The sequence below is a fragment of the Larkinella sp. genome, assembly GCF_965227735.1.
In the GTDB taxonomy this organism is placed as follows: Bacteria; Bacteroidota; Bacteroidia; order Cytophagales; family Spirosomataceae; genus Larkinella.
The window spans coordinates 1,846,795-1,869,802 of record NZ_OZ245776.1; the positions used below are offsets into that span (position 1 = coordinate 1,846,795).

Annotated in this window: 26 protein-coding genes; 8 read left to right on the forward strand and 18 right to left on the reverse strand. The window is 50.5% G+C overall.

The genetic code is table 11. From position 1 onward, the window contains the following. Positions 1–27: 27 nt before the first annotated feature. The 3 genes from ACO064_RS07070 to ACO064_RS07080 all read right to left on the reverse strand — a co-directional run bounded on the left by ACO064_RS07070 (position 28) and on the right by ACO064_RS07080 (position 1,313). Entirely contained in the window at positions 28–531 is a 504-nt protein-coding gene (locus ACO064_RS07070; RefSeq protein ID WP_421826687.1) for a GNAT family N-acetyltransferase, read from the reverse strand. Positions 532–609: 78 nt separating this feature from the next. After that, positions 610–948, reverse strand: coding sequence for a bacillithiol system redox-active protein YtxJ (gene ytxJ / locus ACO064_RS07075; RefSeq protein ID WP_421826688.1), 339 nt, complete (start codon positions 946–948; stop codon positions 610–612). A gap of 65 nt (positions 949–1,013) precedes the next feature. Further along, the gene (locus ACO064_RS07080) at positions 1,014–1,313 is read right to left on the reverse strand and encodes a phosphoribosylpyrophosphate synthetase (protein WP_421826689.1); all 300 of its coding nucleotides are present in this window, start codon (positions 1,311–1,313) and stop codon (positions 1,014–1,016) included. A 66-nt stretch (positions 1,314–1,379) separates the two neighbouring features. Here ACO064_RS07080 and ACO064_RS07085 point away from each other — a divergent pair, with 66 nt between their 5' ends. From ACO064_RS07085 to rsgA, 3 genes are read left to right on the forward strand one after another with little or no spacing between them, the layout of a single operon-like run. Then, positions 1,380–2,624 carry a 3-deoxy-D-manno-octulosonic acid transferase gene (locus ACO064_RS07085; RefSeq protein WP_421826690.1) on the forward strand — a complete coding sequence of 415 codons (1,245 nt, stop codon included), beginning with the start codon at positions 1,380–1,382 and terminating at the stop codon, positions 2,622–2,624. A 25-nt stretch (positions 2,625–2,649) separates the two neighbouring features. Then, entirely contained in the window at positions 2,650–3,048 is a 399-nt protein-coding gene (locus ACO064_RS07090; RefSeq protein WP_421826691.1) for a GxxExxY protein, read from the forward strand. A gap of 40 nt (positions 3,049–3,088) precedes the next feature. Continuing rightward, positions 3,089–4,015, forward strand: a complete 927-nt coding sequence (rsgA, locus tag ACO064_RS07095; RefSeq protein WP_421826692.1) for a ribosome small subunit-dependent GTPase A — start codon at positions 3,089–3,091, stop codon at positions 4,013–4,015. Between the two features lie 136 nt (positions 4,016–4,151). On the opposite strand, the gene ACO064_RS07100 is transcribed toward rsgA, so the two are convergent. From ACO064_RS07100 to mce, 5 genes are all read right to left on the reverse strand, one after another. Then, a complete protein-coding gene (locus ACO064_RS07100; protein WP_421826693.1) occupies positions 4,152–4,964 on the reverse strand; it encodes a sugar phosphate isomerase/epimerase family protein in 813 nt (270 codons plus the stop codon). Between the two features lie 127 nt (positions 4,965–5,091). Next, positions 5,092–6,468, reverse strand: a complete 1,377-nt coding sequence (locus tag ACO064_RS07105) for a cystathionine beta-synthase (RefSeq protein WP_421826694.1) — start codon at positions 6,466–6,468, stop codon at positions 5,092–5,094. Continuing rightward, positions 6,465–7,097 carry a DUF4276 family protein gene (locus ACO064_RS07110; protein WP_421826695.1) on the reverse strand — a complete coding sequence of 211 codons (633 nt, stop codon included), beginning with the start codon at positions 7,095–7,097 and terminating at the stop codon, positions 6,465–6,467. The genes ACO064_RS07105 and ACO064_RS07110 overlap by 4 nt, the downstream gene beginning before the upstream one ends. Next, positions 7,090–8,256, reverse strand: coding sequence for an AAA family ATPase (locus tag ACO064_RS07115; RefSeq protein WP_421826696.1), 1,167 nt, complete (start codon positions 8,254–8,256; stop codon positions 7,090–7,092). The genes ACO064_RS07110 and ACO064_RS07115 overlap by 8 nt, the downstream gene beginning before the upstream one ends. 51 nt (positions 8,257–8,307) lie before the next feature. After that, positions 8,308–8,727: a methylmalonyl-CoA epimerase gene (gene mce / locus ACO064_RS07120; protein ID WP_421826697.1), complete on the reverse strand. Its 420-nt coding sequence runs from the start codon at positions 8,725–8,727 to the stop codon at positions 8,308–8,310. Between the two features lie 173 nt (positions 8,728–8,900). On the opposite strand from mce, the gene ACO064_RS07125 reads away from it, so the two are divergent. Together ACO064_RS07125 and ACO064_RS07130 are read left to right on the forward strand one after the other, a co-directional pair. Beyond that, positions 8,901–9,227 carry a HesB/IscA family protein gene (locus tag ACO064_RS07125; protein WP_421826698.1) on the forward strand — a complete coding sequence of 109 codons (327 nt, stop codon included), beginning with the start codon at positions 8,901–8,903 and terminating at the stop codon, positions 9,225–9,227. Between the two features lie 161 nt (positions 9,228–9,388). Then, the gene (locus ACO064_RS07130; protein ID WP_421826699.1) at positions 9,389–9,937 is read left to right on the forward strand and encodes an acyl-CoA thioesterase; all 549 of its coding nucleotides are present in this window, start codon (positions 9,389–9,391) and stop codon (positions 9,935–9,937) included. 76 nt (positions 9,938–10,013) lie between these two features. On the opposite strand, the gene ACO064_RS07135 is transcribed toward ACO064_RS07130, so the two are convergent. The 6 genes from ACO064_RS07135 to ACO064_RS07160 all read right to left on the reverse strand — a co-directional run bounded on the left by ACO064_RS07135 (position 10,014) and on the right by ACO064_RS07160 (position 14,508). Then, a complete protein-coding gene (locus tag ACO064_RS07135) occupies positions 10,014–10,445 on the reverse strand; it encodes a nuclear transport factor 2 family protein (RefSeq protein ID WP_421826700.1) in 432 nt (143 codons plus the stop codon). Between the two features lie 65 nt (positions 10,446–10,510). After that, the gene (gene metF / locus ACO064_RS07140; protein ID WP_421826701.1) at positions 10,511–11,470 is read right to left on the reverse strand and encodes a methylenetetrahydrofolate reductase [NAD(P)H]; all 960 of its coding nucleotides are present in this window, start codon (positions 11,468–11,470) and stop codon (positions 10,511–10,513) included. Positions 11,471–11,595: 125 nt separating this feature from the next. Further along, positions 11,596–12,261 carry a response regulator gene (locus ACO064_RS07145; protein ID WP_421826702.1) on the reverse strand — a complete coding sequence of 222 codons (666 nt, stop codon included), beginning with the start codon at positions 12,259–12,261 and terminating at the stop codon, positions 11,596–11,598. A 108-nt stretch (positions 12,262–12,369) separates the two neighbouring features. Further along, entirely contained in the window at positions 12,370–13,038 is a 669-nt protein-coding gene (locus ACO064_RS07150) for a sensor histidine kinase (RefSeq protein ID WP_421826703.1), read from the reverse strand. Between the two features lie 98 nt (positions 13,039–13,136). Then, entirely contained in the window at positions 13,137–13,775 is a 639-nt protein-coding gene (locus ACO064_RS07155; protein ID WP_421826704.1) for a hypothetical protein, read from the reverse strand. Then, positions 13,768–14,508, reverse strand: coding sequence for a hypothetical protein (locus ACO064_RS07160; protein WP_421826705.1), 741 nt, complete (start codon positions 14,506–14,508; stop codon positions 13,768–13,770). Before ACO064_RS07160 ends, ACO064_RS07155 begins: the two co-directional genes overlap by 8 nt. A gap of 663 nt (positions 14,509–15,171) precedes the next feature. Between ACO064_RS07160 and ACO064_RS07165 the strand changes: the two genes are divergently transcribed. Continuing rightward, positions 15,172–16,272: a ScyD/ScyE family protein gene (locus ACO064_RS07165; protein WP_421826706.1), complete on the forward strand. Its 1,101-nt coding sequence runs from the start codon at positions 15,172–15,174 to the stop codon at positions 16,270–16,272. Between the two features lie 82 nt (positions 16,273–16,354). Here the strand turns inward: ACO064_RS07165 and ACO064_RS07170 are convergent, their stop codons facing one another. From ACO064_RS07170 to ACO064_RS07185, 4 genes are all read right to left on the reverse strand, one after another. Beyond that, positions 16,355–17,104, reverse strand: coding sequence for a hypothetical protein (locus ACO064_RS07170; protein WP_421826707.1), 750 nt, complete (start codon positions 17,102–17,104; stop codon positions 16,355–16,357). 57 nt (positions 17,105–17,161) lie between these two features. Beyond that, positions 17,162–18,322, reverse strand: coding sequence for an NAD(P)-binding domain-containing protein (locus tag ACO064_RS07175; RefSeq protein WP_421826708.1), 1,161 nt, complete (start codon positions 18,320–18,322; stop codon positions 17,162–17,164). Positions 18,323–18,356: 34 nt separating this feature from the next. After that, positions 18,357–19,640 carry a M20/M25/M40 family metallo-hydrolase gene (locus ACO064_RS07180; protein ID WP_421826709.1) on the reverse strand — a complete coding sequence of 428 codons (1,284 nt, stop codon included), beginning with the start codon at positions 19,638–19,640 and terminating at the stop codon, positions 18,357–18,359. Positions 19,641–19,808: 168 nt separating this feature from the next. After that, positions 19,809–20,957 (reverse strand): fatty acid desaturase family protein, encoded by a 1,149-nt coding sequence (locus ACO064_RS07185; protein WP_421826710.1) that lies wholly within the window; start codon positions 20,955–20,957, stop codon positions 19,809–19,811. 329 nt (positions 20,958–21,286) lie between these two features. Here ACO064_RS07185 and ACO064_RS07190 point away from each other — a divergent pair, with 329 nt between their 5' ends. Next, the gene (locus tag ACO064_RS07190) at positions 21,287–22,306 is read left to right on the forward strand and encodes a zinc-binding alcohol dehydrogenase family protein (protein ID WP_421826711.1); all 1,020 of its coding nucleotides are present in this window, start codon (positions 21,287–21,289) and stop codon (positions 22,304–22,306) included. 87 nt (positions 22,307–22,393) lie between these two features. After that, positions 22,394–22,978 (forward strand): PepSY domain-containing protein, encoded by a 585-nt coding sequence (locus ACO064_RS07195; protein ID WP_421826712.1) that lies wholly within the window; start codon positions 22,394–22,396, stop codon positions 22,976–22,978. The last annotated feature ends 30 nt before the right edge of the window (positions 22,979–23,008 follow it).

Below are 23,008 nucleotides of genomic sequence, written 5' to 3' on the forward strand. Positions count from 1 at the left end.
TGCCCAAAGTGCAAAATGTCCGGTTATCTATTCAGGAATACGAAGCGGCATCACGAAATAAACGCCCTGAATGGTATCGCCGTGGACTTCCGGTTGCGCGGCAAATCCCAAAGCGAGCTTCACCTGATGGTTGGCGGCCTTTTCGTAGAGGCTGTAGGACGAAACCTGGTAACAACCCAACGTCCGCGCTTTTTGGATGGCAGCCCGCTGCAACGCCGTTCCAATTCCCTGATTACGGCTTTCTTCCCGAACGGCAAACGCGTGAATCTTGGCTTCCGTCAGCAATTCTCCCTTCAGATACAGGGGCGGGCAGTTGGCTTCCGGACCGATCGGCTGAACCGCAATCCGAAGAAATCCGACAACGGCATTGACTTGCCAGGCAACGAATAGATAGCAGGGATGAGTGCGGGAATAATCGCCAACAACAAATTCCCGCTGATCCGGTGCGGTTTGTTCCAGACAGCTCAGAAATTCCGAATACCGGGGGTGGTTTTCGGTCCATTCTTCAATGAAAAAGGCGGATTTCAGCATGGCAATTTCACAAAAGAGCTATAAAAAAGCGCCAGTCTTCCCTGGAAGACGGCGCTTGTCAATTCGATCCGAATTGGATTATGCCGATACGACCTGTTGTTTCAGATCATCAAACGAAATCTCAAAATGCGAAGCATCGTAAATGCATTCGCCGTTCTGAATCAACAGAACCTGAGGGGATTGATGATCGACCCCGAACTCGTCGGCCACCTGCCCCGACACGGAACGGAATGCAATCAGGTCTAGATAATACGGTTTGATACCGGCCGAATTGCTCCAGTTGCGTTCCATTCGGCTCAAAGCCGTCGAACTGATGGAGCAGCGGGTGCTGTGTTTGAAAATCAATACCGGCTGTTCGGCCGACTCTTGCTTGATTTGGGCTAATTGGGCGTTGTCTTGCAGTTTGTTCCAGTTCATGATGCTTGTTCACACGTAACTACGTGCTTATAAGCCCGATTGAGCCGGAAAAGTTTCTTTCAGAATCAGTGAATCTTTAATTTTTCCATCATTTCACTCGACACTTCATCTGCATAGGCCCCGTAGGCACTGACCAACGTTCCTTTCATGCCATCGGTCGACTCGATCACGTACAGAATCGAGCTGTCGTCCGGGTTGCTCATACCTTCGAAACGGAACACGTCCACAATGTGAAACTGCTCGGGCCGAAGCTGGACGTTCGGCGTATGGCAAATCAGGCAGTCGTCGGCAATATTAAAGTCGTGCGTGTAGCCTTTTTTGGTGAGGTCGTCGAGGGCTTCGACAAGGGTATCATACGATTGCATGGGCTGATGCGTTAAAATATACCAATTGAGTTTGTAGTTTTACGGATCGAACCAACGAACATCCGCTTGCTTTCTGCACTGTATACGACCTCCATCCGACTTTACCAGGCTGCGCTTCAGGTTGCGGCCCGGTTTCACCCCAAAGCCCGGCTGGCGGTGGAGGGGCGCCGTGGATGGCTGGAACAAATAAACACAAAATTGGCTGATAATGCAGCACCGATTGTCTGGTTTCATGCGGCCTCGCTGGGTGAATTTGAACAGGGACGCCCGGTGATGGAGGCTTTTCGGCAACAGTATCCCGGCTATAAAATCCTGCTGACGTTCTTCTCGCCCTCGGGCTATGAGGTCCGGAAAAACTACGCGGGGGCTGATTATATTTTTTATCTTCCCTTCGATACGGCTGCCAACGCCCGGCATTTTGTCGAGCGCGTCGACCCGGCCATTGCGTTTTTTATCAAGTATGAATTCTGGTATCATTACCTGCGGGAACTGAAAGCCCGGCAGATTCCGACTTTTTCGTTTTCGGCGATTTTCCGGCCCGACCAGATCTTTTTCAAACCCTACGGCGGTTTTTATCGCTCTTTCCTGCGGTTTTTCAACCACATTCTGGTGCAGAATCAGGAGTCGGTCGATTTGTTGAAAAAGATCGGCGTGACCAACGTGACGCTGGCGGGCGACACGCGGTTCGACCGGGTGAAGCAGGTGGCCGATGCTAAAAAGGATATTCCAGTGGCCCGGTTGTTCAAAGCCGATACGCCCCTGCTGGTGGTGGGCAGTGCCTGGCAGGCCGACATGGACGTGCTGATTCCGTTTTTGAACCGTTTCGAGAAACCGCTGAAAGTCATCATTGCGCCCCACGAAATTCACGACGACGAAATCGAACGCTGGCGCAGCCAGCTCCCCGGCCCAACCATCCGGTTTTCGGAAGTTGCGAACCAGTTAACCATCCAACCATCCAACCATCTGATCATCGACAACGTCGGGATGCTTTCGTCGCTTTACCAGTACGGCGATTTTGCCTACATTGGGGGGGCTTTTGGCAAGGGATTGCACAACATTCTGGAAGCCGCGACCTTCCGGATGCCGTTGTTTTTCGGGCCAAACTATGGCAAATTTCAGGAAGCCGTGGATCTGGTGAAGGCCGGGGCGGCTTTTCCGGTTTCCAACTCCGCTGAACTGGAGACGGTTTTTACGCGGCTCTATGCGGATTCTTCCGTTGCTTCCGCTATTTCCGGCGATTACGTTACTCTGAATACCGGTGCTACGTCTAAAGTGATGGAGATTGTAGCAAAGGTTGTTACACAGAGTTAATCAGAGGAAATCAGGGTTATCAGAGATGCTGCAGAATCAAATTTCTCAGAAGATAATACAGAGTGCGATTGAGGTTCATCGGGCATTAGGACCGGGGTTGCTGGAATCTGCTTACCGGGAATGTTTAGGGTATGAATTAACCAATGCCGGCTTATTCGTTGAGCGGGAAAAACCGATGCCAATCATTTACAAAGAAATCAAACTTGATCACGGCTATCGGATGGATTTATTGGTGGAAAGAAAAGTTGTCGTGGAACTCAAAACCGTTGAGCAACTAACCGACGTGCATCTTGCCCAGATCCTGACCTATCTAAAATTGGGTCATTTTCACTTAGGTTTACTAATCAATTTTCACGTTACTTTGTTAAAAGATGGGGTTCGCCGAGTGGTCAATCCCGCATTTAAGCCCTCTGATCACCTCTGATGTTCTCTGATAAACCCTGTGTAACAACCCAAAAATAACCTTGCAAACCGGCTTAATCCTACGCTCCACCGGCTCCTGGTACGAAGTCCGCAACACCGACGGACACATCTACCGCGCCCGGCTGAAAGGCAAATTCAAGATTCAGGGCCTGAAGGTCACTAATCCGATTGCCGTGGGCGACCGCGTGCGCTTCGACCTGGAAGATGAACTCGAAAATACCGTCGTCATCACCGACATCGAGCCCCGCGACAATTACATCATCCGCAAATCCGTTCACAAAACCGGCCACGGACACATTCTGGCTGCCAACCTCGACCAGGCGGTTTTGATCGTTACACTGGCCTTTCCGCGCACGTCGCTCGGTTTCATCGACCGGTTTCTGGTCACCTCCGAATCGTTCCGAATTCCGACCACGCTGGTGTTCAACAAAGCTGATATTCTGAAAGACGAAGCCCTGGACTACCAGCGCGAAATCATCGATCTGTACGAAAACATTGGCTATCATTGTCTGGAAACCTCGGCCACCGAAGGCGAAAACGTCGCCGTGTTCCGGAATTTGCTGGACCAGAAAATCAGCCTGCTGGCGGGCCATTCGGGCGTTGGAAAATCCTCTTTGGTCAATGCCGTGGCTCCCGATCTGCACCTGCGTACAAATGAGGTTTCGACGTTTGCCAACAAGGGCGTTCACACCACGACCTTCGCCGAGATGTTCGAGATTGCGCCCGACACCTACATCATCGACACGCCCGGTATCAAGGAACTGGGATTGGCCGATATGGCGAAAGAAGAAATCAGCCACTATTTTCCCGAAATGCGCGACCGGCTGAACCAGTGCCGGTTTCACAACTGCCTGCACATCAACGAACCTGGTTGCGCCATCAAGGAAGCCGTCGGCACCGAAGAAATCGCCGAAAGCCGCTACTGGAGCTATCTGGGGATGGTTTCGGGCGATGACAACCGGAGGTAGTTAAAATACCCCCACCCCCTAAAGGCCGGGCTGTTAAATGCTTTCGCTTTTCGCCCCCAACCCCCTAAAGGGGGCTGAAACATCCGGATGGTTTAGCCCGGCACCGGCCGCCCGGCCTTTAGGGGGTTGGGGTATTTTAACTATTTAGGGCTTTTTTGACTTTTTCGTAGAAGACCGGGACTTTGGTTCGGGGGTCGCCCTTGCCGAGTGTTTCAATGGGGAGATACCCCCGGTAGCCCGATTGGCGGACAATCTGCATGATTTTGGACAAATCCGTCACGGTTTCCTGTCCGTCGACAAACAAGTTTTCTTTGATCTGCCACGTTGCCGCATGGGGTGCGACACGGGCGATCTGCGCGTAGGGATCGCCGATTTTAAAGCTACCAATATCCAGATTAACCGCCAGCCAGTCCGAGTTTACGCGTCTGACAATCTCCAGAAGCTGATCTGCTGTCTGAATAAAATCTGCATGGTTTTGCAGCACAATGATCACGCCCTGCCGGGCCGCGAACTCGACACATTCCTGAAGCGCATCCACGACCCAGGTCGTGACTTCTTCGCGATTATACCCGGCCTTGAGTTCCTTGCCAACCCCGGAGAAAACCCGCAAGACGGGCGCTCCGAACCGGGCGGCAAAACCAACCCATTTTCTGACTAGCTCGATTTCGGCTTTTCGGCGCGTTGAGTCGGGCAGGGTGAAGTCGTTCCGCACGCCGGTTCCGCTGATGTCGAGCCCCAGCCGGAATGCTTTCCGCTTGATGTCGTAAAGATAACGATCGTCGGGCAATGCCGGATAGCCGGGAAAGTAATAGGCGGTCGGATCAACCGCGTCGAAGCCCAGTTCCGCGCAAAAAGTCAGCACCTGTTCCAGCGTCATCTGCCCGCTCATCAGCGGTTCGTTGAACGAGTAAAGATTGCAACTGAGCCGAACGCGCTCCGGTTTATCCATTATCAAAGGACTTACCAAAGGCGCTTCAGACATGAGAAGTGGCACGCCAGCAAGAGCGGTTTTTAGAAAATTTCTGCGACCCGATTGCGACTTGTCCATCCATCGTTCATCATTCATAACTCATCGTTCAATTGGTGATCGCTGCCAGCAAATCCGCCTGCGTGATGATGTGAACCTGCTGGTTTTCGTCGCGCACCAGCAACGCCTTGTTGTCGCGGTCGATGAGGGACGACAGCACATCGACAGTATTGTCGAGCGCCACAAATTTGAACGGTTTATCCATCACCTCACCGACGGTGAGGTCTTTCACGGCGGGGTCTTCAATGAGTTTGCTGAGAATGGTCGAGTCGGTCAGGCTGCCGACGATTTCGCCGTTGGCTTCGGTCACCGGAATCTGCGAAATGCTGTGCTGGTTGAGCAGCCGGATCGCATCGCCCACTTTCAGATCCTGGTCGACGGTTGTTAACACGCCTTTCCCGTTTTTACTGCGGACAATGTCGCGGGCCGTCGAAAATTCGCGCGATTCCAGAAAACCGTGGTCTTTCATCCAGGTATCGTTGTAGATTTTGCCGAGGTAGCGCGTGCCGTGGTCGGGCAGCAGAATGATCAGCACATCGTCGTCGGTCAGGTGTTCCCGCGCCCATTCCAGCGCCCCATGCACCGCCGAACCGGTCGACCAGCCGACGAAAAGCCCCTCTTCTTTCGAAAGCCGCCGGGCCATAATGGCCGCGTCTTTATCGGTCACTTTCACGAAATGATCGATCAGGCTGAAATCGACGTTTTGCGGCAAAATATCCTCGCCGATGCCTTCCGTCAGATACGGATACACCTCACGCTGGTCGAAAATGCCGGTTTCCTTGTATTTTTTGAACACCGACCCGTAGGTATCGATGCCGACGGTAACCACGTTTGGATTCTGTTCTTTCAGGAATTTGGCCGTTCCGCAAATCGTCCCGCCCGTGCCGACGCCCGCAGCAAAGTGGGTGATTTTGCCTTCGGTATCACGCCAGATTTCGGGACCGGTGGTGTTGTAATGGGCCGCCGTGTTCGAGAGATTATCGTATTGGTTGGGGTAAATCGAGTTCGGAATTTCGCGGTTCAGGCGTTTGGCCACGGAGTAATACGAGCGCGGATCGTCGGGCTCCACGTTGGTCGGGCAAACGACCACATCGGCGCCCACCGCCCGCAGAATGTCGATTTTCTCCTTCGACTGTTTATCCGCCATCGTAAAAATGCATTTGTAGCCCTTCGCAATGGCCGCCAGCGCCAGTCCAAAACCGGTATTGCCGCTCGTGCCTTCGATGATGGTGCCGCCCGGCTGGATGATTCCGGCCTTCTCCGCGTCCTCGATCATCCGAACGGCGATGCGGTCTTTCACCGAGTTGCCGGGATTGAAATACTCGACCTTCGCCAAAACCGTCCCCCGGATGCCTTGAGTCACCTTATTCAGCTTCACCAGGGGCGTATCGCCGATGGTATCTATGATGGAGTTGTAATATTTCATGGTTTTGTGGTGTTGTTGTACGACGCCAGAAAAGTAACGATTTGTTTATGAAAATGGTCAAACGAACGGGATTGTTTCGCGAGTTCGTCAAAATCGGCTTTTTCGGCGACGGTTTTGGCTATCTTTTCCATTGTAAGCCGATCAGCCGCTTTTTTACCGTAAAGCCGGGTTTTTATTTCGTCCTGGTGTTTCGCTTCCAGGCTGTTTGGTGTTGGCTTTACTTCCTTCAAATTTACTTTATAACATTGGTAGTACAGCCAATGATCAAAAGCCTGAATTGGTACATATAGCACTATTTTCTTTTCAAATGTCTTGTGAAGTTTACCCAATTTTGCCACAAGTTCATTCCTGCGTTTTGTGTGGTGCATAAGCTCGGGCGGAAAATCGGCTTTATCAAGATCAATACCGATAATAAAAAGCTCATGACTTTCACTAACGAGGGCTTGTTCACAAAATTGCGCAGCTTTCTCGATGACTTTGGATGCACTTGGATTAGCAGAAATTGCAATCCGAATATTACTTCTAACGAACTGAACAGAACGGTTTTCTGCCATCCGTTTCAGATAGGCCGGAATAAACGCATATTCTGCAAATCCTTCGCCTACTAAGGTGTAAATAAGTTTAGTCATTGTCAGTAGGTACTCCGCCTAATAAACCGTAAAGCCAATTTTCTCCTAAATTTTCAGTAAAATCAATTTTATCTAAGCCCAATTCTTCGCTTTTTTTATGCGACGGTTCGATAATTTCCGTCAGCAGATTTTTAACAATGGTAGCTTCATCTTTATCAAACACAAAAACCGCTTCGGGCATTGACGAAAAAGCATTGACAACGTGCTCATTATGCGAAGTCAAAATAACCTGAACATCCTTTTCTTCGGCTAATTGAAAGATGAATTTCATCACCTCCCAAATTCGGCGCGGGTGTATGCCACGTTCGGGTTCTTCAAGGAGGAGAAGTTTGGGTGGATTGGGCTGATGAATAATGCAAAGCAGGGCAAGAAAATAAAGAACTCCTTCCGAGACTTCATTTGCCCAAAAGCCATTTTCCTCTTTATCAAAAAATCTAAGTCCAATTAAACTTTCGTTACCTGTCTTTACTGGAGGTGTCGTGAAATATGAAATTTCGGGAATGCATTTTGATAAATCACCTTGAATATTTCTTGCTACCTTTTTTAGATTATTTTCCAGATAGAAATAAAATGAAATAAGGTTGGAGCAATCAGCTAATAAATGAACTTCATCTGCTGAAAATTTAACTGGCTGGACAAGCTTTAACGGATCTGGCCTAAAAACTTTAGTTGACATATATTCAAAGAATTCCCTTCTATCCCCTCCAAAAGTTTGAATATCTGATTTCTCATCGTGCTCATCAACAAACCAATCGTCATTTTTTGTGTCTACATAAATAAAGTCACCACCATCTTTTACTTCTAAAACCTGAACATAATGATATTTATCTCTCCCTTCCTTTCCATAAGTTTGAGCCATATACTCGTCTGGGTTAGGAACAAAATCAAATTCATATTTAATATCTACCCTCTTATGTTTATACGAAACAGACTCTAATTCTGTGATCTTTTGAGAACCTAAACCGCCGAGTGAAAAAAACTCCAGCGCCTTCAAAAAATTCGTCTTCCCCGAGTTATTCGGACCGATCAACAGATTAACTTTCTGAAGGTCGAGGGTAACGTCTTTCAGGCTTTTGAAATTCTGGATGGAAACGCGCTTTAGCATAATCGTATGAGCTAAACCGTTGAAACGGTTTTTATTGAACGGGTTTGTTTTCATTCAAACCCACGGCTAAAGCCATGGGCTATTTACTTCTCTTTTCTTTCTTCTTTACTCCTTACTCTCCTCTTTCACTTCCTGACACAACTCCACCAACACGCCGTTCGTTTCTTTCGGGTGCAGGAAGCAAACCAGCTTGTTGTCGGCGCCCCGTTTGGGGGTTTCGTTCAGGGGCGTAAATCCTTCGGTTTTCAGGCGGTCGATTTCGGCGTAAATATCCGAGACTTCGAAGGCGATGTGGTGAATGCCTTCGCCCTTTTTTTCCAGAAACTTCGCAATCGGGCTGTCGGGGTGGGTGGCTTCCAGCAACTCGATCTTGGTCTGGTTTATTTTGAAAAACGAGGTCGTCACCCCCTCCGATTCCACGGCTTCGGCCTTGTACGGTTTCTCGCCCAACAACTTCGTAAACAGGGTATTGGAAGCCGCCAGGCTCTTCACCGCAATCCCAATATGCTCTACATTCGTCACCATTTTCCTGATTACCTCTGATGTTCTCTGATTAGCTCTGTGTAACAACTCGCCCCAAGTTAAAAGTTATTCCACAGAGTTTATCAGAGAACATCAGAGGTAATCTGAGAATTGAAGAGAAACTTTTCTTTTCGGGAAGCGGTTTTTACCTTAGCGTACAACTACTCCGTAAGATTATGGTTTCGGTAACCGATAAAGCCAAAGATAAAATTGTTGAACTCCGCCAGAAAGATGGCCTGAACGATAACTATGCCATCCGCGTGGCGGTGCAGGGCGGGGGTTGCTCCGGTCTGATGTACGATCTGCAATTCGATACGTCCCAGCAACCCAACGACCACATCGTCGAAGACAAAGGCATCAAAATTTACGTCGACCGGAAGAGCCTGCTCTACTTGGCCGGCACCGAGCTGGATTTTTCCGACGGCCTGAACGGCAAAGGATTTCAGTTCAAAAACCCCAACGCCAGCCGGACCTGCGGTTGCGGAGAAAGCTTCTCCGTCTAAGCAGCGACTGACACGATTCTTGATTAGGTTTGTTAAAGGCACCGTCGGCTTCCACGCGGTGCCTTTTTTTGGACACTGATTTCGCTAATTTTAACAATGATTCCCTTCCTTTTGTAGAAATTGGGGCATCTTTATGATCCTTTCACCGTAATTTGAGTTTCATGGCTCCCAAATCTATCAACGCTTCCCGCACCACGCTCACTGAGCTGATGATCCCCTCCTACGCCAATTTCGGTGGTAAAATCCACGGCGGTATTCTGCTGTCTCTGATGGATAAAGTCGCTTTCGCCTGTGCGTCTAAACATTCCGGAGCCTACTGCGTGACGGTTTCGGTGGAAGGCGTCAACTTCCGACAGGCCGTGGAAGTGGGAGAACTGGTTTCATTGATGGCGTCGGTCAATTACGTCGGCCGGACATCGATGGTGATTGGGATTAAAGTAATTGCCGAAAACGTCCGAACCGGTTCGGTCAAACACACCAACACCTCCTATTTTACGATGGTGGCCACCGACGACGATCACAAGCCGACCGAAGTGCCGCCCCTCCTGCTCGAATCACCGGACGATACCCGCCGGTTTCTGGAAGCCATGAAACGGAAAGAACTGAAGGAAATTCACCGGGAAGAATTCGACAACGAAAAATCCCGGCTGCGTGTCGAAGACGGCGGACTGGACATCCTGAAAAATGAGCGGTGTGTAGTGAAAAGTTAAGAAGTAGGAGTTGAGAGTTGGCCGCCCGTGCGGTTGGCTGACGCATTCTTAACTCTTCATTCTTTATTCTTAACTCCTAATTCGCCAGCTTCAGCGATTGCCAGGCGACCATCTGCCACTGCGTGCCTTTTTTGACGTAAACATCCGTGTAGCGCAGTTTGGTGTTGATGGTTTGCCCGTTGTTGGCAGCCTTGACTTGACAAATACCGCTTACCACCGCCGTATTGCCATACAGAAGCACTTTGCTCTCCAGCATTTCGATCGCATCGTAGCTTTGTTTCCCATCCCGGATCGATTGGATGAACGACTGTTTGGTGTCCTGATTGCCGTTGGAATGGTTATAAATCAGATCGTCGCCCAGCACTTTTTCCAGAACCGCGTAGTTTTTAGTGACTTGTGCCTCAAAACGCTGTTTTTCAATATCCAGAACCACTTTTTCACCCGAGGAAGGTTGGGCGTAGGCATAGGAAGAGATCAATACCCCGCAAAAAAATAGGAAGGATTTCATAGAAAGAAGAGTTTGGTTTAGGAATAAGTAGGGCCAGACGAATCCCCATTCGTCCGGCCAGTCGGTCAGAATATTTCCCGGGCAATTTTAACGATGTTATCCGATTTTCCCATCGTGTAAAAATGGAGTCCCGGCACACCGGCTTTTGTCAGTTCGCGGCACTGCTGAATGCACCAGTCGATGCCCACCTGCCGGGCCTGTTTGTCATCCTCACAGGCTTCCACGGCTTTAACCAAATCGGACGGCATTTCGAGGTGAAACAGCCGGGGCAACACCTGCAACTGCTTGCGCGTGCTCAGCGGTTTCAGGCCCGGAATGATCGGAACCGTAATGCCCGCTTCCCGACAACGCCGGACGAAATCGAAATATTTCTGGTTATCGAAAAACATCTGCGTCACGATGTAATCGGCGCCTTTGTCGATTTTCAGTTTCAGGTACCTGAAGTCGGTATCGTGGTCGATCGCTTCGAAGTGTTTTTCGGGATAAGCCGCCACGCCGATGCAGAAATTGCTGGGCGTCATGGCGTGCGAACCTTCGTGCAGGTATACACCCCGATTCATATTGGCAACCTGCGTCACCAGTTCACTGGCGTAGGCATAGCCATTTGTTTTGGGTTTGAAAGTATCGAACGGTTTGGCCGGATCACCCCGCAAAACCAGCACGTTGTCGATGCCCAGGTAATGCAGATCGATCAGAAAATCTTCGGTTTCTTCCTTCGTAAAACCGCCACAAAGCACGTGCGGTACCGGATCGACCCCGAATTTATGCATGATGGCCGAGCAAATGCCCACCGTTCCGGGTCGTTTTCGGGTGATGATTTTTTTAACCGTTCCGTCGGGCTCGACTCGTTCGATGTACTCCTCCCGGTGGTACGTCACGTCGATGAACGGAGGCTTAAACTCCATCAACGGCTCGATATTGTCTAACAGATTTTTGAGATTGTCGCCTTTGATCGGTGGGATAACTTCAATTGAAAAGATCGTTTTTCCGTTCGCCTGACGGATGTGATCAGAAACTTTAGCCATGTGTGTTGTTTGGAACCGTAGAACGACACCGGTCGCCCGGCACCGAGAATAAACCCGGCAAGGCTGTAGTTACCACCCAACCTTGCGTTGGCACAAAAATACGGGAAAAATTGGAGATAACCGGTCTATAGCTGTACCAAACCCCAGCGGATGGCTTCGAGCACCATACCGACGCGGGTTTTCACCTGCATTTTCAGAAAAACCGCTTCCCGATAGCCATCGACGGTCCGGGCGCTGACACACATTTTGTCGGCAATTTCGACGTACGTCAGTTCGCTGCACGCCAGCTTCAGAAATGTGAGTTCACGGTCATTGAGGTTGAAAAGGGCCGCCGGAGTTCCGTTTTCAGAGGGATTCAGACTCCGGACGAGTTGGGTGGTCATAAATTCGGAGTAGTGATAGCCTTTGGTGCGCAGGTCGTCGAGCGCCAGACGCAGTTCGGCGGGTCGGCAGCCTTTGAGTAGGTAGCCCCGAACGCCATTCCGAATCATCCGCACGATGTTCTCCTCGCGATCCATCATCGAGAGAGCCAGCACTTTACAGGCCGGGCAATGTTCTTTCAGGTACGCTGCAGTTTCAAAACCGTCCATCTCGGGCATGTTGATGTCCAGCAACACAATATCAGGACAGTTGCCCTGGCCGAGGTGCCGGATCAGATCGCGGCCATTTTCGGCCACAATACTTACTTCGTAGTTGTCGAATTTCTGAATCAGGTCAGCCAGGGCCTGAGCCAGCAGGCGGTGGTCATCGACAATGGCGATGGAGGTTTTTAAGGCGATAGAGGTTTCCACAGAGATATCGTTTAGTCAATGGCTTGAAATTAAGGCAAATCCGCACTCCATGCAAGTCATCTTAACCAATTATCAGACCGTATTTTTACTCACTGTGCAGGGTCAAGCTCATCCACGCGGCAATCGAATTTCAACGCGTGTCCCCCAACCCGGCTGACTAACGAGCGCGCATTCACCACCCAGCAACCGGGCGCGCTGTTTCAGATTCAGTAAGCCCGAACCGGACTTGCTCAGCGCACGTTCAGCGACTTCGCCGGCATCGAAGCCACGACCGTCGTCGGTGATGATGAGCACAAATTGATCGGGTGCATAATCGGCACTAACCTTCAGGTTTCGCCCTCCGGAATGCTTCATGGCGTTGTTGAGCGATTCCTGAACCATGCGAAAGAGGATGGTCTCCGTCTGTTCACCCAGCGAATACGGTGCGCCAACACATTGAAACTGGGTTTGAAAACGACCCGTACGCTGAATCCGCTCCATTTCCAGCGCGAGGCTCTCCTGCAAGCCATGCCGTTGCACGGTGCCACTGTCGAGTGTTTTGGAGAGCTGGCGCACATCTTCCATGGTGCGGGCCACCGTATCGAAGGTTTGCTTCATCGCCGGCGCGTGAGAACTTTCTGCCAGTTCTTCTTCCAAGACGCTAAGCTGGATCATGGCCAGCGAGAGCATCTGACCAATGTGGTCATGCAGTTCCTGCCCGATTTGCTGAAGGGTGTGGTTCTGAATTTCGAGTTGTGACTTAAGGAGTTCGCGCGCGTAGGATTCTTTGGCTTGCATGAGTTCCTGCTGGTAGCGAAAATTTCTCTTTTGGTATAGAAAAAAGAACGTAGCAACAAAAGTCACCAGCAATAGCATAAGGACGGTGCCCGCTATGATCACAATGACGACTTCATCTGCCGGGCTTTGCATATAAATCCAACTGCATAAAGGCTGTATAGCAATATATTTAAAACGTGATTAATTACATATAGCTTCTTGGCCAACCCCATATCTACCTTGTATAAATAATTCAGCAAACCCATTAGAAAAAAAGTACCTGCGTAAAAAAAAAGCACACCCGTACACACCCAAAATTCAGGGATACTCCAAATACGTTCTTCAGTATTAATATTAAATAATTCATAAAAATAAAACCCTGACCATGCAATCAATAAAACCGCTTCAACCATGAAGCAATTCGAATTAGGCGAATGAATATTCTGAAAAAACAATGAATTAAGTAAGCAAAAAAGTACAAAAACTGGTATAGAAGCACGAATCACTTTCCTGACGAGAGTGCTATCAAGGGTATTGATATAAAATAAAGCAACTAATGTATACTCAACCGGTTGATAAAAGTGATAAATGAAGTTGGAGTTTTTTATCATCCGCAGATGATAGTACCCGATTCCTTCTGCAATACACGTCACCACCAGCGACCACATCAGCCAGCGGAAGTTCTGGGTTAAAAACTTCCGCTGGCTGACGGCGATAATCAGGCTAATAAGTAGGAAACCAAGATAAACTTCAAGCATGACGTGTTTCAAGAAGTGGAGTAGGATCATCAGGAATAGGACAGCACTGGGCACCGTTGTCGACTGCCAATATCGTAATTGCATCTTTTACCGGAAGATCTTCGTTTCCATCTTTATCTATACCGATAAAAATAACCGTATTCCTGTGTTGCTTCCTTGTATCTACTCCAAAGTAGATAGCGACTTTTTTGTATAATCGTTCTTCTTCAGGCTTTTCAGTTTCAAAAAAGCATCTTTTTAGAAAACTTGGGTCATGCGCATATCCATTGAATTCGTTATATGGATCAAATAAACCAGGAGCATTCATATGCAAATTTCTACTTATCCAGTTTATTTGCCCTTTTTTTAAATCATCAAATTCAACAGAAGTGTCCTTACCGTCTTTATCAATTCTTCCTTTGTATATGGGAGTAATAATTTTACAATTTTGATCTACACCTGCAGCATATACATCTAGATCTCTATGTTTCTCTATTTTAGACTTACATCCAAAAAAGATAACAAGCTTGCTTATTCCAGGAGATTTAAGTATTCCATCAAATATAGTAGCATCGAAATATTTTTTTTCCTTATCCATACTTAAGTCAACATCAGTAATGTTAATCCAAGTTGTCTTTCTTCTATAAAATTCATCTTTCCATTTATGGAAATCTTCTCCGGTGATGGGCCCGGTATCAGGCTGTAGTACTAATTCACACTTTGGATCTTTTTGATGAGGAATAATTGCGGGCATAGTCGTACACGTTTATGGTTAGAAATAACTTTCCATAAAGTTGAGTAATTATCCGTAAAATAAAATCAGGTTCATTTTTAACGATCTTCAAGAAAAAACCTATACAATTGATTATCACATAAATACATCAAAAGGTACAGTATTTTACGGGAGCTCCCCCAGAAAATACGGGAAATTTCCCGGCATCTACCTGTTCGGTTTTATACTTTAGGACTTACGTCTGATAATTTTGATAAACTTGCTTTTTGCCCCTAAATCCTCTAAGGGGACTTGGACACAGCATAATCCGGATGCGCAAAGTCCGGCAGCGGCCGACCGCCCTTTAGGGGATTTAGGGGCAAAAGCGAAAGTCTTATACTTAAAAACTGACTACTTATTTCCGTAATGTATTTTCCTGCCCCAAACTTTATAATTACTTACCGAACTACTTAGCTTGAAGCGAAAGGAAGCCTCGGTCTGGTGAACCGTCGAAGTACCTTTGTACGAATTGGTCAAAAACCGCTTGACTGACCAAAAATGCGGTTCTACGCTCGAAAAAAGTCACCAGATAATAAATTAGCGTAACATTACCCCTTTTATCGGACTACCTTGCGACTCGTGCAGTTCTTGTCCGCGTTCTACTCAGTAATCAGTTCAATTTTCATTTCCTAACCATTTTTACGCATGAATACCAGACATTTTACACTCCGATCCCTGCTGGCTCTCTTGGTGGTCAGTGCGCTGCTTTTTGGCGTAACCAGTTGTTTTAAGGCAATTCAGGATCACCAGTTCCCGAATCCGACTACGTTCTCGGCCGTACAAGGCCCGCCAGTGGCCAGTGGCCTTAGCTCGCCGATTGGCATGGCCGAGGATAACAAAGGGTATCTGTGGGTTACGGAAGCCGGTAGCGGAACCGCCAGCCCCGCCAGTGGCCGGGTTTCGGTCATCACGCCCGGAGGCACGTTTACCGCCATCACCGGTTTTCTGTCCGCCGAAAGTCCGGAAGGCTCGCCCGAAGGGCTCAACCACCTGGCCTACAAAGATGGCAAGCTGTACATTTTGCACGGCGTTGATGACGCGCTGTACATTGCAGACATCTCCTCATTCGTTCCGGGCGTGACGGCTCCGATTCCGTTCGGTTCATTGACCAAAATCGACATTGGTACCTTTGTTCGGCAGCAGCATCCGAATGCCCCCGACCCGAAAGATTCGAATCCCTACAATTTAACATTTGGCCCCAACGGCGATCTGTTCATTGTCGATGCCGGTGGGAACGCCATCGTGCGTCGGGACAAGGATACCGGAGCCTTGAGTATCTACGCGATTTTCCCGGATGTACCGAATCCTATTTATGATGCTTCGGATCCGTTGAAAGGACCGGAGACCATCGACCCCGTACCAACCGGTATTGTCTTCAACGGGACCGACTTCCTGGTTACCACCCTGGTGGGATATCCTTTTCCGGCCAATCTTTCAACCATTTACAAAGTAAGTGCCATGGGTACCGCTCCGATTACACCGGTCGCTTATAAAACCAAATTCTCGGGCCTGACCGACATCGCGCTGACGTCGGGAGGCAAAGCGCTGGTGACGGAATTCGGCTTCTCAACTCCGCCCCGGGTTGCCAACGGCGATGTGGATGGAGACAGTCCGAGCGGAACATTGTTTTCAGGGGCTTTCCCGTACATCACGCCGGTAGACATACTGGTCAGTAATGCCGCCGACACCTATTATGTCCTGTATTATGGTTCAGGCATGATCGTAAAATTCACGGGAGGTAACTGATTTTAAAGTAGTTACTAAATAAAAGCGGCAATCCCATTACCCGGGATTGCCGCTTTTATTTAGTAATAGGAACAGCCTTGGCTTACAGTGTCAGCAATACCCCCGCCGACGCGTAATTGATCCAGGTAAAGGTGTAAATTTCGTCCGTATCCGCCCCGCCTTCAACGACCCGGTAGCCCAGTTTGAAACCCAGTTTCGGGCTGGCTTTGTAAACCGCTCCCAGAAAAACATCTTCGGCCCGACCCGCCTTTGCCCCCAGCGCGTCACCCTCCAGCAGCACGCTCCAGCGGTTGCCGGGCGAATAGGCCGCGTAGAAATTCAGCAAGGGAACGAAGCCAACGTTGTCATAATTGGCTCTACTTACTTCATTTTCAAACCGGGTGTCGGCATCCCGGATTTTGGCCGTAAAACCCGCGCCCACCCGCCAGCGGTCGTTGGCCACGAAGTCGTAGCGGTACGTAAGCCGGTAGGAGTTAAATTTGTAGTAAGCCGTCGTCGGTTGATTGGCCGGAAACAAGACGTTGTTAAAAGTAACATCCTGATCGAAATTCCCCTGATAACGAACTGTCAGGGGCGCATACAAGGCGGAAATCGTGTGCCGGTTGGCGATGGTGTAGCCCAATCGGACGCGGTAAAAAGCCTGGGGCTCTGCACTTAGCTGCTTCGCTAAATCAACCAGCGTACCTCCCTGATTGGGAATCCGTACATCGGTGTAATTCGTTCCGAGGACCAGCCCCGATTCAAGATCAAGTCGTAATTGGGCCTTCGAGGGCAATGTCATCAAAAGCAATAAAACCGGGGCAAGCGCCCGCGAAAAAGAAAGAAAGTTCATAACGTTGAGCATGTGGATACAAGCTAAACGCTTCAGGAACCAAATGGTTTTGCCAGTTTATACGGGCGTCGGTTCGTTTCGATTCAGTGCTGCACCAACGATACGGGACGCTGCCCGAACGCCGATGGTGAAGCCAAAAAAAGGCCCGAAGGCCAAACCGGCCGGGAAACTGGTAACGTACAAACCGGGCACGCTGCTCTGAAAAACCCCGTCCAGCACCGGAAAGCCGTTGTCGACAGCCAGCTCGTCCAGCAGCGACTCCTCCAGAAAGGGCAGCCGCCGAATGTCGACCTGGTAGCCCGTGGCCGCAATCACCGCATCCACCACCAGTTCTTCGCCCGAATCCAGCGTTATGCCTAAACCATCCGGTTTTTCGGTCACGGCCGTCACCTGCGTCCGGGGATGGAGGCCAACTTCCGGCTGAAAAATCCGATCGGCCAGCCAGGGTTCCAGCTTTAACCGCCCCTCCGTCCACAGATTCATCCGATGCATTTCCTGCTCATCAGTTGACAGGTTTCGGAACCAGCCGGGCTGATCGACCATGCCTTCGACCAGCGTTTCGACCCACGACCAATCCGATGGAATGAATTGGGGCGTATCGTGCCGGTAAGAGAGATCGATCCGGGCCACACCGGCTTCGCGCAGGAGGGCCGCCCACTCGAACGCACTCTGGCGACCGCCCACAATTAACACCCGTTTACCCGCATAACCAGCCATATCCACCGCATCGCGGGTGTGCCGGAGCCGGTCCGAAGGAATCAGTTTCGACAACAGAGTCGGAATATGGCTGTAGGAATAAAACCCGGTGGCTATCACCACCTGCCGGGCCTCCACCATCGAACCGTCGTCCAGCACCGCCCGGAAATGGCCATTGTTCCGACTGAGTTTGTTCACATAGGCCGTCTGTACCGGAATTTCTGCTCTTTTCAGAAACCAGTCCGTATACGCCAGATACACCTCCCGCGAGAGCGGTTTTTCCAGCGTGGGCGATTCTCCGCGTTCGGCCAGAAACCGTTCGATGGTCCATTGCCCGTCGGGGTCGAGGTGCCATTCGACACCCGAGCGCAGCAGCATTCCGGCGGGCATGTGCTGCTTCCAGAATTCCATCGGATGCCCAATCACCCGGAAATCGTGCTGCCGGTTTTGAAGATAGGATGCCAGGCCCAGCCCAAACGGGCCAGCCCCAATGATCAGGGTTTCGGGAGAAGGATTCATCATGATTCAAAGTGGTTGCAGGGTTTTGGGGGATGCGTCAGCGCGTCAGGCGGTAGAGCAGCAAAGCCGCCCGCTGAATCAGAAACGGGTATTCTTTCAGGTTGATGCTTTCTTCGATGCTGTGCGCGCCTTTTCCCGACGCACCGAGTCCGTCCAGACACGGCAGGTATTCCGCCACAAACGAAACGTCCCCCGCTCCCCGCGACCCCGGATCACCCGCCAGCACCGGCCCCAGGCCCATGTCGCGGCTGACCTGATCCACCACTTTCCGCAGGTTTTCGTTCTTTTCCGACGGTTCCATCGCCGGAATGCCGTCCTGAAACGTGATCGTCGCTTTGGTTAATGGCAGGCTTTTCTCTACGATTTCGCGCATCCGGGCGCGGGCGCTTTCTTTCTGTTTTTCCGAAATAAACCGCAAATCGCCTTTCACCAGTGCCGACGGAGCCACGATGTTGGTTTTGCCGTTGGTTTCGCCTTTGGCGGATTTGTTGTCATACCGCACTTCCGACCCGCCGATCATCAGGCCCGGATTGAACGTGAGGTATTGCTCCTGCCCCAGGGCGCGCCGAAATTCGTTCAGAATCCGGGCGGTTTCAAAAATGGCACCGTAGCCCAGATCACTGAATATCCGCGATGAATGCCCCGTTCGGGCCACCACCTTGAGCGTCCAGCTACTCGAACCGCGCCGACCGGTGGTGACGTGGGTCAGTCCCTGCGCCCCTTCGAACGCCAGGGCCAGGTCGCATTTTTTGGCCCGTTCGATGAAATCGCGCCGACTTTCGGGGCCGCCACTGCTTTCTTCATCGCCCGTGAAATAGGCCGTAATCGAGACATCGTCCAGCAATTTCTGGGCGTGAAGTGCTTTCAAAGCAGCCAGAATGAGCACGTTACCGCCTTTGATGTCGTTGGCGCCCTGCCCCGTAGCCGTCGAATCGTTCACCCGCGTAAAGGGATCGAAGGGAAGGCTTTTTTCAAAAACCGTATCCAGGTGTCCGATCAGAAACAGCTTCTTGCCACGTTTGCCCTGCCGCGTAGCCACCAGATGCCCGGCGCGGTTGAGGGAATCGGGCAGCGTTACCCACTCGGTTTTGAAGCCCAGTTTTTCAAATTCGTCGGCCAGGAGTTTACCATTTTCCCGGACGCCCTCGAGGTTGAGCGTTCCGCTGTTGATGTTGACGGTTTTTTCCAGAAACTTCTCCGTTTCCGGGTGAATTTGCCGGACGGTTTCGATCACTTTTTTCTCGGTGGGCGAAAGGGATTGGCTATAAACACCGGGAGCGATGCTTAGCAACAAGAGTACGCGAACGTAGCGTTTGGTCATAGCTCAGAATAAGCAGGTTGTTTCTCAAATTAAGCAGCGAATTTCATAAATGCTTCTTTTTTGAAAAACATTCCTTCAAGCATCAACCAGGGGAGATTATCTCCTGCGCGTGGGAAGTCTGCGTCAGGTGAAAGCAATTAAAATTCTGAAACGACAATACCCGGTTTTTCAGACCTGTTGCGAACTGGCAACGGGTTGCGGAACACAGACCACACGCGGAGCAACAACGGTTTGCCCGGCTTGTCGCCCCAGATTTTTCAGCATGTTGACGTGCGAACCCAGCGCATCCAGCAACGAGGTTTTCTGGTAATACGGGAGTCCGAACTCCTGCGCTGTGGCCTGCACGATGGGCGCAATGGCCGGGTAATGCACGTGGCCAATCGATGGAAACAAGTGGTGTTCGATCTGGTAATTCAACCCGCCGATGAACCAGGACAAAACCCGGGAAACCGAAAAATTGGCGGTGCTTTCCAGTTGGTGAATAGCCCAGGCATTTTCGATGTTGCCCTGATCGTTCCGAATCGGCGAATGAACTTCCTCAATGATGTGCGCCAACTGAAAAATGACGCTCAGCACGAAGCCCGCGACAAAGTTCATCAGCAGAAAACCGAGCGCCCACTGTCCGAAGGTGATGTCGGTTAATGCCAGCGGCAATACGCCGACAAAAACCACATAAAACAGCTTGCCCGCGAGCAAAATTAGGATTTCGCGCGACGAAAACGGCTTGGTCAGTTTCGATTTGGACTTCCGGTTGAACTCCCCGATCTGTTTGAAATCTTTCACCAGAAAGGAGAAGGTCATCAAACCGTATAGCAGGAAGGCATAAATGTGCTGGTAGCGGTGCATTTTTTGCAGGCGCTGCTGCTCGCACAACCTCAGGAACGGTTTGCCCGTAATGTCGCTGTCCAACTGGTCGATGTTGGTATAGGTATGGTGCAGGGTATTGTGCTGAACTTTCCAGTTATAGACGTTGCCACCGAGCAGATACAGACTGCCGCTGAACAGATTATTGACCCAGGCCGTGGTCGAAAACGAACCGTGGTTGGCGTCGTGCATGACCGACATCCCCACACCGGCAATCCCGATTCCCATAATGCCCGACAGAATGAGCATGGCCCAGGCCGGAAAGACATTGGTCAGAATCAGGATGTAAGGAACCAGATAGAGGCTAAGCATAAAAATTGCTTTGCCCACCATGGGCGAACCACCCGATTTGCAAATGGCATTTTCCTGGAAGTACTGCTCAATTCTTGTACGGAGTACCGGAAAAAAAGTAGACTTGTCTTTGTTCAGAAACTTTACGTTTGTAGTCGTCATGTTTAACTTCCTGGGTTACTAGGTACCTGTCAACCGGCTATTCACTGACGACTGTATCGCTCCCCTACTTCTAAATTGTGCGTATTGTTGCTTTTGCTAACAATGTATACCCTATAACGTTGAAAATCGTATTTTATACTGTGTCTATGAAATATATATATTAATACCACTTCCGGTTTCATTTTACATTCCGTTCCCCCAAAGCGTTCGATCGCGGCCAGTATGGTAAAATAGCATATGAATCGGGTAGTAAAACAGAAGCGATCTTCAACTATTTGCTTTTCCTTTGCAGTGGAAATGAAAGCGGGAAGATTGACACCCGACACACTATGGAAACACTCGTCTGCACCACGCCCGGCCAGTTTGAATACCGTCCCGGCCTAAAACCGGAGCTTACTCCGGGCCACGCCATTGTAAAAATTCAGCGCATCGGCATCTGTGGAACCGACCTGCACGCCTTTGAAGGAACGCAGCCGTTCTTCGAGTATCCCCGGATTCTGGGTCACGAACTGGCCGGTGAGCTGGTCGATTTCGATGATGCGCCCGGTTTTCAGCAAGGCGAACGGATTACGTTCATGCCCTATTTCTACTGCGGAACCTGCGTGGCCTGCCGCGTGGGAAAAACCAACTGCTGCGCCCAGCTTCGGGTTTCGGGCGTTCACATCGACGGCGGCATGGTCGAATACCTGAGCGTTCCGAGCTATTCGCTGATTCACGGCGACGGCCTGAGCCTGGACGAACTGGCGCTGGCCGAACCGCTGTCCATCGGCGCCCACGGCATTCGGCGGGCGGACGTGCAGCCCGGTGAGTTTGTGCTGGTGGTGGGCGCCGGGCCGATTGGTCTGGGGGTCATGGAGTTTGCGCGCATTGCGGGTGGTCAGGTCATCGCGATGGATGTGAATGAATCCCGGCTGGCGTTTTGCCGGGAGAAACTCCGGGTGCCCTACACCATCGACGCCCGCTCGGCCGACGTGGCCGAACAACTCCGCGAGATGACCAACGGCGACATGCCAACCGTGATTGTCGACGCCACCGGCAACCGGACGGCCATCAACAACGCCTTTCAGTATATGGCCCACGGCGGGCGGTATGTGCTGGTCGGTTTGCAGCGGGGCGACGTCTCTTTGAGCCATCCGGAATTTCACAAACGCGAAGCCACGCTGATGAGCAGCCGGAACGCCACCCGGCAGGATTTTGAACACGTTCTGGCCTGTCAGAAAAAAGGATTGATCGATCCGGTCACCTACATTACGCACCGGGTTCAGTTTGGTCAGGTCCGGGACGAATTCGCTGGCTGGCTGAATCCGGCCAACGGCGTGATCAAAGCGATGGTGGAACTCAACAACTGATCCGGCAGCATTTGCAGCTTAACAAGCCGGTTTTTGATGCAAAAACAATAGGGTTCCCGCGCCGAATTTGGTATCTTGCCTTTACGTATGAAAGACATTAAAGACCGTTCGCGCAGGCTTCGATTCTACCGAAAAATTCACGGGGTATTGGGCGGAACCCTCTTCTTCTTTTTCTTAATCATTGCGGTGACGGGGCTGCTGCTGGGTTGGAAAAAACATTCCGGCGGGGTATTGCTGGCGAAATCCTACAAGGGCGTTTCAGCCGATCCGAAAACCTGGCTGCCCGTCGATTCGCTCCAGAAAATTGCGTTCAACACCCTGCGCGATTCAGTTTCCGCCGAGCTGTCGCCGGAACTGGACCGGATCGACATTCGTCCGCAGAAAGGCATGGTAAAATTCGTTTTTGCCGATCACTACGCGGGCATCCAACTGGATTGCACCACCGGCCAGGTCTTACACATCGAAACCCGCCGGTCGGATTTCATCGAAAAACTGCACGACGGTTCCTACCTCGACGCCCTGGTCAACCTGGACGAACAACCGTTCAAACTCCTCTACACCAGCGTCATGGGTATCGCGTTAATCCTGTTTTCAGTCACCGGTTTTTACCTCTATTATGGCCCGAAACGGATTCGCCAGGAGAAGCTGACGCGGTCGGCCAAGTTGGTTTAGAGTTTTTGCCTATTGCCCCCAACCCCCTAA

What these genes read in the sequence shown, in the direction of transcription:
- ACO064_RS07070 (WP_421826687.1), bottom strand. Translation starts at nt 531, where the DNA reads ATGCTGAAATCCGCCTTTTTCATTGAAGAATGGACCGAAAACCACCCC.
- ytxJ (WP_421826688.1), bottom strand. Translation starts at nt 948, where the DNA reads ATGAACTGGAACAAACTGCAAGACAACGCCCAATTAGCCCAAATCAAG.
- ACO064_RS07080 (WP_421826689.1), bottom strand. Translation starts at nt 1,313, where the DNA reads ATGCAATCGTATGATACCCTTGTCGAAGCCCTCGACGACCTCACCAAA.
- ACO064_RS07090 (WP_421826691.1), top strand. Translation starts at nt 2,650, where the DNA reads ATGCTGCAGAATCAAATTTCTCAGAAGATAATACAGAGTGCGATTGAG.
- ACO064_RS07100 (WP_421826693.1), bottom strand. Translation starts at nt 4,964, where the DNA reads ATGGATAAACCGGAGCGCGTTCGGCTCAGTTGCAATCTTTACTCGTTC.
- ACO064_RS07105 (WP_421826694.1), bottom strand. Translation starts at nt 6,468, where the DNA reads ATGAAATATTACAACTCCATCATAGATACCATCGGCGATACGCCCCTG.
- ACO064_RS07110 (WP_421826695.1), bottom strand. Translation starts at nt 7,097, where the DNA reads ATGACTAAACTTATTTACACCTTAGTAGGCGAAGGATTTGCAGAATAT.
- ACO064_RS07115 (WP_421826696.1), bottom strand. Translation starts at nt 8,256, where the DNA reads ATGAAAACAAACCCGTTCAATAAAAACCGTTTCAACGGTTTAGCTCAT.
- mce (WP_421826697.1), bottom strand. Translation starts at nt 8,727, where the DNA reads ATGGTGACGAATGTAGAGCATATTGGGATTGCGGTGAAGAGCCTGGCG.
- ACO064_RS07125 (WP_421826698.1), top strand. Translation starts at nt 8,901, where the DNA reads ATGGTTTCGGTAACCGATAAAGCCAAAGATAAAATTGTTGAACTCCGC.
- ACO064_RS07130 (WP_421826699.1), top strand. Translation starts at nt 9,389, where the DNA reads ATGGCTCCCAAATCTATCAACGCTTCCCGCACCACGCTCACTGAGCTG.
- ACO064_RS07135 (WP_421826700.1), bottom strand. Translation starts at nt 10,445, where the DNA reads ATGAAATCCTTCCTATTTTTTTGCGGGGTATTGATCTCTTCCTATGCC.
- metF (WP_421826701.1), bottom strand. Translation starts at nt 11,470, where the DNA reads ATGGCTAAAGTTTCTGATCACATCCGTCAGGCGAACGGAAAAACGATC.
- ACO064_RS07150 (WP_421826703.1), bottom strand. Translation starts at nt 13,038, where the DNA reads ATGCAAGCCAAAGAATCCTACGCGCGCGAACTCCTTAAGTCACAACTC.
- ACO064_RS07155 (WP_421826704.1), bottom strand. Translation starts at nt 13,775, where the DNA reads ATGCTTGAAGTTTATCTTGGTTTCCTACTTATTAGCCTGATTATCGCC.
- ACO064_RS07160 (WP_421826705.1), bottom strand. Translation starts at nt 14,508, where the DNA reads ATGCCCGCAATTATTCCTCATCAAAAAGATCCAAAGTGTGAATTAGTA.
- ACO064_RS07165 (WP_421826706.1), top strand. Translation starts at nt 15,172, where the DNA reads ATGAATACCAGACATTTTACACTCCGATCCCTGCTGGCTCTCTTGGTG.
- ACO064_RS07170 (WP_421826707.1), bottom strand. Translation starts at nt 17,104, where the DNA reads ATGAACTTTCTTTCTTTTTCGCGGGCGCTTGCCCCGGTTTTATTGCTT.
- ACO064_RS07175 (WP_421826708.1), bottom strand. Translation starts at nt 18,322, where the DNA reads ATGATGAATCCTTCTCCCGAAACCCTGATCATTGGGGCTGGCCCGTTT.
- ACO064_RS07180 (WP_421826709.1), bottom strand. Translation starts at nt 19,640, where the DNA reads ATGACCAAACGCTACGTTCGCGTACTCTTGTTGCTAAGCATCGCTCCC.
- ACO064_RS07185 (WP_421826710.1), bottom strand. Translation starts at nt 20,957, where the DNA reads ATGACGACTACAAACGTAAAGTTTCTGAACAAAGACAAGTCTACTTTT.
- ACO064_RS07190 (WP_421826711.1), top strand. Translation starts at nt 21,287, where the DNA reads ATGGAAACACTCGTCTGCACCACGCCCGGCCAGTTTGAATACCGTCCC.
- ACO064_RS07195 (WP_421826712.1), top strand. Translation starts at nt 22,394, where the DNA reads ATGAAAGACATTAAAGACCGTTCGCGCAGGCTTCGATTCTACCGAAAA.